General features: G+C 42.5%; 11 protein-coding genes. All 11 read left to right on the top strand.

All coding sequences use genetic code 11. The features are described 5' to 3' along the window. Window positions 1-451 precede the first annotated feature (451 nt). The 11 genes from LLW17_RS17405 (at window position 452) to LLW17_RS17355 (ending at window position 12,303) form a co-directional block, all read left to right on the top strand. Window positions 452-1,111 carry an acylneuraminate cytidylyltransferase family protein gene (locus LLW17_RS17405; protein ID WP_228231567.1) on the top strand — a complete coding sequence of 220 codons (660 nt, stop codon included), beginning with the start codon at window positions 452-454 and terminating at the stop codon, window positions 1,109-1,111. A gap of 153 nt (window positions 1,112-1,264) precedes the next feature. After that, window positions 1,265-1,555, top strand: coding sequence for a GIY-YIG nuclease family protein (locus LLW17_RS17400; protein ID WP_228231566.1), 291 nt, complete (start codon window positions 1,265-1,267; stop codon window positions 1,553-1,555). Window positions 1,556-1,815: 260 nt separating this feature from the next. Next, entirely contained in the window at window positions 1,816-2,856 is a 1,041-nt protein-coding gene (neuB, locus tag LLW17_RS17395) for an N-acetylneuraminate synthase (protein ID WP_228231565.1), read from the top strand. After that, a complete protein-coding gene (locus LLW17_RS17390; RefSeq protein WP_228231564.1) occupies window positions 2,853-3,779 on the top strand; it encodes an O-fucosyltransferase family protein in 927 nt (308 codons plus the stop codon). Before neuB ends, LLW17_RS17390 begins: the two co-directional genes overlap by 4 nt. After that, window positions 3,776-4,897 (top strand): UDP-N-acetylglucosamine 2-epimerase, encoded by a 1,122-nt coding sequence (neuC, locus tag LLW17_RS17385; protein ID WP_228231563.1) that lies wholly within the window; start codon window positions 3,776-3,778, stop codon window positions 4,895-4,897. The genes LLW17_RS17390 and neuC overlap by 4 nt, the downstream gene beginning before the upstream one ends. Before the next feature lie 136 nt (window positions 4,898-5,033). Further along, on the top strand, window positions 5,034-6,440 hold the full coding sequence (locus LLW17_RS17380; RefSeq protein ID WP_228231562.1) for a hypothetical protein: 1,407 nt from the start codon (window positions 5,034-5,036) through the stop codon (window positions 6,438-6,440). Further along, window positions 6,437-7,528 (top strand): glycosyltransferase family 4 protein, encoded by a 1,092-nt coding sequence (locus tag LLW17_RS17375; protein WP_228231561.1) that lies wholly within the window; start codon window positions 6,437-6,439, stop codon window positions 7,526-7,528. The genes LLW17_RS17380 and LLW17_RS17375 overlap by 4 nt, the downstream gene beginning before the upstream one ends. Next, on the top strand, window positions 7,528-8,667 hold the full coding sequence (locus LLW17_RS17370) for a glycosyltransferase family 4 protein (RefSeq protein ID WP_228231560.1): 1,140 nt from the start codon (window positions 7,528-7,530) through the stop codon (window positions 8,665-8,667). Before LLW17_RS17375 ends, LLW17_RS17370 begins: the two co-directional genes overlap by 1 nt. Further along, entirely contained in the window at window positions 8,664-10,205 is a 1,542-nt protein-coding gene (locus tag LLW17_RS17365) for a glycosyltransferase family 2 protein (RefSeq protein ID WP_228231559.1), read from the top strand. The genes LLW17_RS17370 and LLW17_RS17365 overlap by 4 nt, the downstream gene beginning before the upstream one ends. After that, a complete protein-coding gene (locus LLW17_RS17360; protein WP_228231558.1) occupies window positions 10,202-11,194 on the top strand; it encodes a glycosyltransferase family 2 protein in 993 nt (330 codons plus the stop codon). Before LLW17_RS17365 ends, LLW17_RS17360 begins: the two co-directional genes overlap by 4 nt. Further along, window positions 11,191-12,303, top strand: a complete 1,113-nt coding sequence (locus LLW17_RS17355) for a glycosyltransferase family 4 protein (protein ID WP_228231557.1) — start codon at window positions 11,191-11,193, stop codon at window positions 12,301-12,303. Before LLW17_RS17360 ends, LLW17_RS17355 begins: the two co-directional genes overlap by 4 nt.

Here is a 12,303-nt window from a genome sequence, read left to right as displayed (position 1 = left end):
TGGGTAAAATATCACCGGTGCAATACGCAAAGCTTCATTCTATTGGGGCTAGCCCCAATAGAATGAAAAACAATAATTTTAAACAAGTTTTGGAAAATTAAGCAGTTCTAATCTAGGGAAGCTTACACCTAAAGCACAGTTCGAGTATTTCAGAGAAAATATATAAGCATGGCAATTTTGAAATTACGCGATCCCGAGTTCGTGCTCTGATTTCGTTCATTAAAAGGTTGCGGTCAGAAGGCAGGTTGTCTCCCTCACTCAGGAGATTTTATACTATTGAATTACGAAAAATGATCCCCTTTGTTTATAAAGATTCAAAAACAACAAAATCCATTTTAAAAGCGCTGTTAAAATTAGGATCTCTAAATTTTGAGACACTTAAAAACTGGAGTAAAGTGAGTTTAGGGCTTTCGAGTTTGATGATTACCGGTAAAGGTCAAAAGCTATTTAAATGAAAAATTACTTAGTTTTAATCCCCGCACGTGCCGGTTCGCAAAGACTTCCCGGAAAAAATATGCGGCAATTAGGAGATAAGCCGCTCCTTGGTCATAGCATTGCATACGCTTTGAAAAATGGTTTGAGCGATATAGTAGTCACTTCAAACGATGCTGCTGTTTTAGATTTTGCCACTCAAAATGGAGTACAGGTTATTGAAAGACCCGATTCATTAGCGGGTAATGAAGAACCTGTTGTAACAGCTTTGCAACACGCAGTAGATCAATTGCAAAAAAAATACGAGGCGGTTATTTTACTGCAGCCCACAAATCCATTGAGACCGGAAGGGCTTCTCAAAGAGGCTATTGCAGTTTTTGAGCGAGAGGATTGCGACAGCCTGATGACCGTTTCCCGAAATGAACATAAATTAGGAACCATTTCTAATCATCAATTTATACCTTACAATTATGAAATGGGTCAGCGCAGTCAGGATCTCGAGCCTTTGTTTTTTGAAAACGGATTGCTTTATATTTTTAAAACAGCCTTACTTGATCAGGGGAAACTTCTGGGAGAAAAAAACTATCCACTGATTGTTGACCATCCTTTTGCCGAAATCGATATTGATACGGAAGCCGATTTTAAAAAGGCCGAGTTGTATTTAAATCACTTTAAATAATGTTACTGGTTGTCACTTCGACCTTGTCACTTCTCGATACATTTGCTTTCGGCTTTTGGCGTCAATAAAACACTTGAAGTGACACTTCTCGATACAATTTTTTCGAACTCAGGTTTTCAAAAATCACTCGAAGTGACAAACAAATCTTAATTCTTGGAAATTTATAGTGTTTATATTCTAAAGTGTCGGGATAAAACCTATTATACCGGTATAACGTCTGAACTTTGGGAGCGGATTGAACAACATCAATCCGGGAAGTATAAAAATTCCTACACGTTCAGCAGAAGGCCAATTGAACTGGTTTATTATTGTGAATTTACAGAACCAGATTTAGCAATTGAGTTTGAGAAGAAGATTAAAAGTTGGTCTCAGGTAAAGAAGGAAGCCTTGATTGGTGGAAAATATGAAAAATTACCTAATTTGGCTAAAAAGCGATTTAAATAATGTTACTTCGACCTTGTCACTTCGAGTGAATTAAGTGTAGCGATAGCGAAACTTAATTTGTATCGAGAAGTCTTCTTTATTCGATTTTTTTTAGTTCTCGACGCTTCTCGATACATTTGCTTTCGGCTTGTAGCCTCAATCAAACACTCGAAGGGACAAGGTTCTCGATACAATTTTTTCGAACTTAGGCTATCAAAAATGACTCGAAGTGACACTTCTCGATATTTTTTTTTAAGTTCAATAACAAATAACAAATCCCCTTGAACCCATACATCCAAATCGAAAACCGCAAAATAGGACAAGATTACCCGCCGCTTGTCATCGCCGAAATAGGCATCAATCACGAAGGTTCGTTACAGGTTGCCAAAGAACTGGTTGATGCTGCGCACCGGGCAGGAGCTGAAGTGGTCAAACACCAGACGCATATTGTAGAAGATGAAATGAGCGGTGCGGCAAAGAAAGTGATTCCGGGGAATGCAGATGTTTCTATTTACGAAATTATGAAGCGTTGCGCGCTTGATGAAGCCGATGAGATTGCGCTTAAAAAGTACGTAGAAGAAAAGGGGATGCTATTTATCTCTACACCCTTTTCCCGCGCTGCCGCAAACCGGCTTCAGGCTATGAATGTTTCGGCCTATAAAATTGGTTCGGGTGAATGCAATAATTATCCCTTGCTTAAGCACATCGCAGGTTTTGGTAAGCCGGTTATTCTCAGCACCGGGATGAATACACTTGAAAGTGTTTCTAAGGCTGTACAGATTTTTAAGGATGCCGGGACACCTTTCGCTTTGCTGCACACCACCAATTTATATCCAACCCCGACTCATTTAGTGCGTTTGGGCGCGATGACTCAACTGCATCAGGCCTTTCCCGATGTTCCTTTTGGTTTATCAGATCACACCTTGAACAACAACGCTTGTTTGGGAGCAGTAGCTTTAGGAGCGTCTATTTTAGAGCGGCATTTTACCGATCATATGCAGCGTACCGGACCGGATATCGTTTGCAGTATGGATGAAGAAGCCTGCTCCGAACTGATTCAGTCGAGTAAGGAAATCTGGCTTATGCGCGGGGGCGAAAAAACTCCGGCAAAGGAGGAACAGGTCACCATCGATTTCGCATTCGCAACCGTTTGTACCATCGCGCCCATTAAAAAAGGGGAGGTTTTTAGTGAAGCGAATATTTGGGTAAAGCGCCCCGGAACGGGCGAAATTTTAGCTGAACAGTTTGAAGACATTTTAGGGAAAAAGGCATCAAGAGCTATTGCTGAAGACGCTCAACTCAAGTTTAGCGATATTCAATGAGTTCGATAAAACGATGGCTGAATACCGCATATCAAAGGGTGATAGATTACTATTTTAACCTTCGCCTACAGCGCAATCAACAGCTTATCCTTAAAAACAAATCTAATGGCATATTTGCCGTTGAGGTGTTCTCCAAGATGGGTTTTGGAGCAAACTTTATTTGGTTACTTGAAATTCTTGAATATTGCGACTCCGAGGGTTTAAAACCTTTTGTAATTTTTAGAAATCCGTCGAAAAGAATAGGATCAAAAAGCTTTTCAGAATTCGTAAAATTTAAAAATGATTCTCAAAAGCCATTCTTCCTGCATTATGCGGTTATGCGGTCTTTTAAAGATCTGGATTTGAACAGGGCCTGGAATTACAATTCGGCTTTAACTTTGGGACGAGCCAATTACCTGCTCAATACCTATCTGGAAATGGATGCCGAAGTTACCGAATTTGTACAAAATTACACTGCAATTGAGTTTACAGCAAAGCGTATGATAGGCGTACACTATAGGGGTACAGACAAAATTACCGAGGCCCCTGCTGTTTCTTACGAACTGGTAAAAGAGGTCTTGCTTTCCGAGCTTGAAAATGAATCTCAAAACATTCAATTTTTTCTGGCTAGTGATGATCATAATTTCATCGATTATATAACCTTTGAACTCGGAAAAAGCCAGATTTTATGTAGAACGATCAATCGTTCTAAAAACGAGAAACCCATTCACATTACAGCAAAGAATCATCGCGAGGTTAACCGCGAAGCACTAATTGATTGCCTCATTCTTGCCAGGTGCGATAAACTGATCAAAACGGCCTCGATTTTAAGCGGTTGCTCTGTGGTTTTTAATCCAAATTTGGAAGTCGAAATGCTTAATGAGCCTTTTCCCGAATACCGTTTTTTTCCTGAAAAGTTCCTTTTAAAATCCAGGTTGCTTTGAGAAAAATTGCCTTCTTAAGCGGTACACGTGCAGATTTCGGGAAGTTAAAATCCCTGATTCAGGCGGTAAGCGACGCGTCCGATTTTGAGTATTGTATTTTTGCCACGGGTATGCACCTGCTTGAGCAATATGGACTAACCGTTATTGAGATCGAAAAGGCCGGTTTGCATAACATACACCGCTTTTCCAATCATACCTCAGAAGCCACAATGGACCTTACCCTTGCTAAGACCATCAAAGGTTTTTCAGCCTTTGTCAAAACAGTCGAGCCTGATTTAATAATTGTTCACGGCGACCGGGTAGAAGCTCTGGCCGGTGCAATTGTGGGTTCTTTAAATAATATTTTGGTAGGTCATATTGAAGGAGGCGAACTTTCGGGCACCGTTGATGAACTCATTCGGCATTCGGTAAGTAAATTGAGTCATATTCATTTTGTATCTCACGAGACGGCAGCCAAACGTTTGCTGCAAATGGGCGAACTCGAGAGCAGTATTTTTAACATCGGTTCGGCTGATTTAGATGTGCTATTCAGTGATACCTTACCCAATCTCGAAACTGCAAAAGCCTATTACGACATTCCGTTTGAAAACTATGCGGTAGTCTTATTTCATTCGGTAACCACCGCGCATCAGGAAACTGCCACGCACGCAGGTGATTTTGTACAGGCGCTATTGGAAGATGATCAAAACTACGTGGTGATCTATCCCAATAATGACCTGGGTTCTTCCGCTATTTTGAAGGCGTATGGCCAATTTGAAGAGCATCCGCGATTCCGGCTTTTTCCGTCCTTGCGGTTTGAGTATTTCATTACCTTGCTCAAAAACGCAGCTTTTTTAATAGGAAACAGCAGCGCCGGTATTCACGAGGCTCCCTATCTGGGTATTCCTACGGTAAATGTGGGCAGGCGCCAGGAAAACCGGGACTTACAAACCGACAGAATCATTCACGTGGATAATTCTAAAGCAGCTATTTTAAAAAGTATCGCTTCCGCGAAAGCACTAAAGGTCAATCCAAAAGGAGCAAAAAGTACCAAAACAGCTGCCTCCGGATTTCTGGAAGCCCTAAGAACCGAAGCTTTTTGGCAAATAGATCATCAGAAGCAGTTTAGGGATCTCTAAAGTGAAAAGTAAAAATTTACACTAGAATTCTAGAATGAGATGAAGAATCGATATTTTCCTCTAACCTCTAACCTCTAACCTCTAACCTCTAACCTCTAACCTCTAACCTCTAACCTCTAACCTCTAACCCCCAGTTTTGAATTTGAAATCTCGAAAGACCTTAGGAATTGTAATTACAGATGGCGTTGGCTTTCGCAATTTCGTTTTAAGTACATTTCTCGATGAGGCGGCAGCCGGTTTCGAAAAAGTTATCATTTTTTCAGGTTTGCCTTATACCGCCTATCCCGAACTGGATGCAGCAAAATTTACTATCGTAGCCCTTCCGGTTTTTACCGAAACCAAAAAGAACTGGTTTTGGCGTAAACTTAAAGAAGTGGCACACCTGCAACAACACAAATCCAATCCGGGAATTGCAGATAATTACGAGATGAACAAAGCCAGGAGCTGGAGCCCGCATGCTCTTTTAGTTCGCATCGTTTATACAGTAAGTTCGGTTTTTCACAGCGAAAAGGATATCCTTCGGTACGAAAAGTTGCAGGAGCAAAGCTTTGCAGGAGACGCGACCGTAGCTAAATATGGTAAAATTTTAAAGGAGCATAAACCGGATATTTTGTTCTTTACGCATCAGCGACCACCCTTTATTGCTACCCTGGTTTTTTTGACAAAAAAGCTACAGATTCCTACCGCCTCGTTTATTTTCAGTTGGGACAACCTTGCTTCAAAAGGGAGGATGGCTTCAACTTTTGACTACTTTTTGGTCTGGAGCGATTTGATGAAAAGCGAATTACTTCGGTTTTATCCCTATACCAATCCGCAGGCGGTTTCTATAGTGGGGACTCCGCAATTTGAGCCGTATGTGCTGTCCCAATTTGATATTCCAAAAGCGGAGTTCTACGAAACCTTTGGTCTCAATCCGGATGAAAAAATTATTTGCTACAGCTGCGCTGATGCCACGATTGGCCCTAACGATCCGCTGGTGATCGCGACTTTGGCTGAAGGCATCCGTTCCGGAGCAATCGATTCGTGCCAACTTTTGGTGCGTACCTCTCCGGCAGAAGACGAGCGGCGTTTCGCAGAAACCATAACCAAATACCCTGAAATCAAATGGAATCATCCCAAATGGGAGCTCACCCGGGAAGGGCATCCCGAGCCCTGGTCTCAGCGGGTACCTACACGCGAAGACCTGAGCATGCTTAAAGCCATTCTTAAGTTTTGCCATCTGAACGTCAATATGCTTTCAACCATGAGCCTCGACTTTATGCTGTTTGAAAAACCGGTTGTTAATACCGCTTTTGGTAACGGTATTAACGGACTTTACAACGATCAGCGGTTCTTGCAGTATGAGCATTATGATAATGTGGTTAAAAGTGGTGCGGTTAAAATCGCTAAAAATGCAGAAGAATTGTATACTAACGTAAACGCATACCTGCGTAATCCCAATCTGCATCTGGAAAATCGCAGGAAGCTTATCGATATGCAGGTGGGTAAACCCCTTGACCAAACCACTCAGGCTTGTGTACAGGCTTTAAAAAACACCTTATGAGTACCAAAAGATTAGCTGTGGTTTGCAATTACGTATTGCGCCAGGATAGAATAGGAGGTATGGATCGCTTTTTTGTGGCTTATGATACCGCGGCGAAAGCCAAAGGCTATGAGGTAGACTGGTTTTTTCCGGATATTTTGGATAAAACATTTTACGAAGGTGTTACTGTTTTTTCTGCGGAAGGAAATTCAAGTGTCGAAGCCTTTTTTCTCAACTACCTTCAGGAAAATGAAAAAACCTATACCGCTCTGGTTACCCATTTTACCGAGTTGTGTACGCCTTTTTATAAAAAAGCCAAACACGCCGGAAGAATCAAAAATTTAATAGCCGTAGATCACAATCCACGTCCTTTAAATGGTTTTCCGCTTAAAAAGCAGTTGAAAAACCGTCTTAAAGGCTATTTGCATCATAAGGCTATAGACCGGTTTATAGGAGTGAGCAGTTATACGGCCCGGCATATTGTGAAAGATCTGGGCAAAGTGGTGGCCCGCAAAACCGGAGTGATTTACAACGGGATTGATACTTCGGTCTTTAAAAAGAGAGAAAATCACAATCTTAATCAGGAAGGAAAGGTTCAGTTTGTTGTGGTTTCCCATCTGCGGGAATCTAAAGGCTTGCAGGATTTGATAGATGCTCTGGCGCTGTTGAAACCCGATCTACAAAACAAACTCCACATCACCATTTATGGCGAAGGTCCGCTTGAAGAAGGCCTAAAGCAACAGGCAAAAGATAAAGAGGTTGATCAGTTGTTGACATTTAAAGGCAGTTCTTCAGAGATTCCGAAGATTCTGGCCGAGTACGAGTATCTCATTCAACCTACTTATATGGAATGCTTCAGTCTCTCTATCCTCGAGAGTTTATCTGCAAATGTACCGGTGATTACCACCACAGTTGGGGGTAATCCTGAGATTATCAAGGAGGATGAAAACGGATTTTTAGTCCAACCAAAGGATAAACAGGCCCTTGCAACCATTATTGAAGAAGTAGTACGTGGAGATCGAAAAATAACTGAAGACACTTCGGTTTTAATTGAAAAGGAATACACGCTAGACCGTATGGTCGCTGAACATATAAATTTACTGGACTGATGCACATCGCTTTTTTAACTCCTGAGTATCCCCACACTGCGTTTAACCGAAGTGGCGGTCTGGGAACCAGTATCAAAAACCTGGCATCAAGTCTGGTTGAGGCCGGGGAACGCGTTACGGTTTTTGTGTACAGTCAGGCGGAAGACCGGGAATTTGAAGATCAGGGAATCAAAATTCGCAGCCTCGCAAAGCGGAAGTATACATTCGCAGGCTGGTATTTGCACCGCAGGTTTTTACAGCGCTATGTCAATCGGGAGATTCTATTACATAAAATAGACATTCTAGAGGCGCCGGACTGGACCGGGATCACCGCTTTGATGCGCTTTAAATGTCCTCTGGTCATTCGTTGTAACGGAAGCGACGGCTATTTTTGCCATTTGGATAACCGAAAACAAAAACCCAAAAACCGCTGGTTTGAAAAGCAGGCGCTTAAAAATGCCGATCATATTCTTGCGGTAAGCGCTTTTACGGCAAAACTGACAAAAGAAATTTTTGGACTGAAAAGGGAAATTCAGGTGATTCCCAATTCGATTGATGTAGCTCAGTTTAAGCCGGTTCAAACTCCGGAGGTTCCCAATCGTATATTGTATTACGGAAGTATAATCCGAAAAAAAGGTGTTTTGGAACTGGCCGAAATCTCCAATCGTATTTTTGAACAGAATCCCGAAGCCCGGCTCATTCTTGCCGGGAATGATGTCAGGGACGTTTTTACAGGCAGATCTACTCAGGAACTTTTTAGGGAATTGGTAAAACCGGAATTTCGTAAACACATCGAGTTTAAGGGATTACTGGCTTATGAGTTGGTACAGGAAGAAATTGCCAAAGCGGCTGTGGTTGTCCTGCCCAGTTTTGCAGAAGCCTTACCGATGACCTGGATTGAAGCCATGGCGCTGGAAAAAGCGCTGGTTACTTCTGATATTGGTTGGGCAAAGGAGGTAATGCTAGATGGTGAAACCGGATATACCGTTGACCCCAAAAATCATGGGAAATACGCCGATGCCGTTCTCAAACTACTTGATGACGAGGAATTAAGAAGTAAAATGGGAGCTCGTGCCCGCAAACAGGTTGTTCAACATTTTGCAACGGCAGTTGTGGTTAAGCAGAACCTGGAGTTTTATAAAGGTGTCGTAAAAGCTTGATTTTCTTAAAACATAATGGTAAAACGCCTGTCGCTGTCTTAAAAGACGGGCAGCCTCTGGAACTCGAATTTAAAAATCAAGCGGTGAGTGCCGCTTGTTTTCTTTTAGCCGAAACCTTTCCGGATGAGATTCTGCTATGGTTTCACGAAGAGGTAGAACCCAGCCTGAATCTTGAATTCATTGAAAATTTTTCAAGAGAATCTGAAATGTGGAGTTATGCTGCAAATCGACCTTTGGTAATTGCTGAAGAAATGGGATTTGTAGATCAGAGTGTTTTTTTTAGAATTCAGCCCGGCGTAAAATATCCCACCTGGCTGATGAGCAGTGCGGTGGGGTTGATAAGCTGTAAAAAACTATTGCACTTTAAGGAATACATTCCTGTACATTCAAATTTCGATTTGTTTCTGTGCATACTGGCAAAAACCGGGATGTCGAAAGGCTTACGGGTATATAGTGAGCCGCGACTGATCAGGAGTTCCTCAGAAAGTACCCTTTCCTTCTCAAAAAATACGAAAGCAACCTACACCGCAATTGCGACCCTAATGGGGAAAAAATGGCTGATCCTGTTTGCCCTGCAACTTTTGTTGTATCGTAAAAAGCTCAATCTGTTTCAGCTTGCGAAATCCTTTCTGATTAAATCTATTCCGCAAAGAGATATCCCTCACTTTGAAGTGAGCCCTTCAGATCAAAAGAACGTGAAGCCGAAGATCCAGTTTGATCTTATTATCCCCACGCTGGGCCGCAAAGAGGTTTTAAAACAAACCCTTACAGATCTTACAGAACAGCTTCTGTTACCCAAAAGCCTAATCCTTATTGAGCAAAATCCCGATACAGCTTCGGTTTCAGAACTCGATTATTTACAAACCCAAAGCTGGCCTTTTCAAATCAGACATACCTTTACCCATCAAACCGGAGCCTGCAATGCGCGCAATCTGGCTTTAGATCAGGTTGAGGCAGACTGGGTTTTTCTGGCTGATGATGATTTGCGAATTCCGAGTGATTTTTTACAAAAGGCTGATGCGTTTATTCAGACTGAAGATCCTCAGGCTTTTACGGTGAGCTGTCTTCAGGAAGGCGAAACAGAAGTCGAAAAGACGGTGATTCAATGGCCTGCATTTGGTTCGGGTTGCAGTTTTGTAAAAGCCTCGGCTTTAGAAAACATACGTTTTGATTTGGCGCTGGAACACGGTTTTGGTGAAGATGCTGATTTTGGGATGCAATTGCGAAAAACCGGCGTTGATATATTATATAATCCATTTTTAAAACTGATTCATTTAAAGGCTCTTTCGGGTGGTTTTAGAAAACCGGTTGAAAAGCCCTGGGATACTGAAAACCCTGCGCCCAAACCTGCCCCAACGGTTTTGGCTTCTATACTCAAACACGCAACACCTGCACAGGTTCAGGGTTATAAAACGCTGTTGTTTCTTAAATTTTACCGGCTGCAGCAGATTAAAAATCCGTTTTCCTATATTCGGTTGATGCAGAAGCGGTGGGAGGTGAGTTTATTTTGGGCCAAAAAACTTTTGAATACGAAATGATGTTTTCACTTATTGTCTGTACCTACCAGCGTGCCGAAGCCTTAAACAGGCTTTTAGCTTCAGTAGCCGTGCAAAGTCTTTATCCGGATGAAATTTTAATCATCGATGGTTCCCGGGATGATAAAACCAGGGAGAGTCTTTCGCAGCAAAACTTTAAAAACCTAAGCTACTATAAAGTTGAGGATAAAGATCGCGGACTTACCCGACAGCGGAATTTTGGGATTGAGAAGCTAAATCCTCAAGCCGAAATAGTTTGCTTTCTGGATGATGATGTGGTTTTAGAACCCGATTATTTTGAGGCGGTGCTCGGGGCTTTTAAATCTAATCCCGATATCGTGGGTGTTGGTGGAGTGGCAACTAATGAAAACCTTTGGAAACCCTCAGACCGCAAAAGCTCAACAGATAAAGTCTATGTATTGGAAGGCTTTGAACGCAGTGAATCGCAGCGTTTTTATCTGCGGAATAAGCTGGGCTTGCAATCACCCGATCTTCCGGGAATTATGCCCGACTTTTCTCATGGCAGAACCTATGGCTATCCCTTAACCGGAAAAAATTACGAGGTAGATTTATTAATCGGAATGGCTATGAATTTTCGCCGTAAGATAATTGAGGCTGAAAAATTCAGTCTGTATTTTGATGGGTACGGACTTTATGAAGACGCAGATTATTGCCTGCGAGCTTTAAAATACGGCAAAAATGTGATGTGTACTGCTGCTCGTCTGGAGCATCATCACGACCCCGCCGGAAGACCTAATCTTTACAAATACGGCAAAATGGTGATCCGTAACGGCTGGTATGTGTGGCGCGTAAAATACCCCAACCCCGGTCTTAAAGCCCGTTTTAAATGGAATGCCACAGCATTGCTGCTTACCTTGATCCGGTACAGCAATGTACTGACCGCTTCCGACAAAAAGGGAGCGTTTAACGAAGCAACCGGCAGGGTCGTGGGTTGGTGGAGTTTACTGTTTAACAAGCCCCAACATCGGTGAAATTTGCTGTAATTACCCATATTAAGCATTTCAGGGAAAACGGGGATTACTATTCCTACGCTCCTTACGTGCGGGAGATGAATCTGTGGTTTCAGCACGTAGATGAGGTTCTGGTCGTGGGTACATTCAGTTCAGAAAAACCGGGAGCTATTGATTTGTTATATCGTGCGAAGAAGCTCGATTTTAAACGGGTTCCTGATTTTGATGTGCTCGGATTACAATCCATGTTGAAGACTTTAATCCTGCTTCCGTCAATTCTAAAAGTTATTTATAAAACCATGCAGGAGGCAGATCACATCCATTTGCGTTGTCCGGGTAATATGGGTTTGCTGGGGGCATTGGTTCAGATTTTCTTTCCACATAAACCCAAAACAGCAAAATACGCCGGCAACTGGAAACCCGGTGCAAGGCAGCCATGGAGCTACCGTTTTCAGAAATGGATATTGAGTAATACCGTTTTGACCAAAAATATGCAGGTGCTGGTTTATGGGGAATGGCCGAATCAGACACCCAATGTCAAAGCCTTTTTTACAGCCTCTTACAGTGAAAAAGACAAAGCCGAAATTCCCAAACGCAAGTACGATTTACCCTTGCGTTTCCTTTTTGTAGGAAGCCTTTCGCCCGGCAAGCAACCCATTTACGCTTTAGCATTGGTAGCCGAATTAATCGAACGTGGATTTCCTTCAGAATTGCATGTGTATGGGGAAGGGCCGAAACGCGAAAAGTTGAATAAAGCGGCTAAGGAATTAAAGGTAGAACGCCAATTGTTTTTACACGGAAATCAGCCTTCAGAAGCCGTTAAAGAAGCCTACACCAAGAGTCATTTTTTGATTTTACCCTCAAAAAGTGAGGGCTGGCCCAAGGTAGTAGCCGAGGCGATGTGGTGGGGCGTGATTCCTATCGCTACTTCGGTTTCCTGTGTGCCCTGGATGCTGGATTCCGGAAAACGCGGCGTGCTTTTACAGGTTGATTTAGATAGCGATGCCCAAAAGGTTCAGGAACATCTACTTGATAAACCTAAGCTTAAAACTATGGCTGCCGAAGCGGCAACCTGGTCTCGAAACTATACTTTAGAGCGCTTTGACGCTGAAATCAAAAAACTGTTTTAG

It is taken from the genome of Leeuwenhoekiella parthenopeia (genome assembly GCF_020782115.1).
GTDB classification, from domain to species: domain Bacteria; phylum Bacteroidota; class Bacteroidia; order Flavobacteriales; family Flavobacteriaceae; genus Leeuwenhoekiella; species Leeuwenhoekiella parthenopeia.
The sequence above is the reverse complement of the archived record's forward strand: the minus strand, read 5'-3'. Positions and strand labels throughout refer to the sequence as shown.

Coding starts and splice junctions, on each gene's coding strand:
- LLW17_RS17375 (WP_228231561.1), top strand. CDS start 6,437: ATGAGTACCAAAAGATTAGCTGTGGTTTGCAATTACGTATTGCGCCAG.
- LLW17_RS17370 (WP_228231560.1), top strand. CDS start 7,528: ATGCACATCGCTTTTTTAACTCCTGAGTATCCCCACACTGCGTTTAAC.
- LLW17_RS17390 (WP_228231564.1), top strand. CDS start 2,853: ATGAGTTCGATAAAACGATGGCTGAATACCGCATATCAAAGGGTGATA.
- LLW17_RS17360 (WP_228231558.1), top strand. CDS start 10,202: ATGATGTTTTCACTTATTGTCTGTACCTACCAGCGTGCCGAAGCCTTA.
- LLW17_RS17405 (WP_228231567.1), top strand. CDS start 452: ATGAAAAATTACTTAGTTTTAATCCCCGCACGTGCCGGTTCGCAAAGA.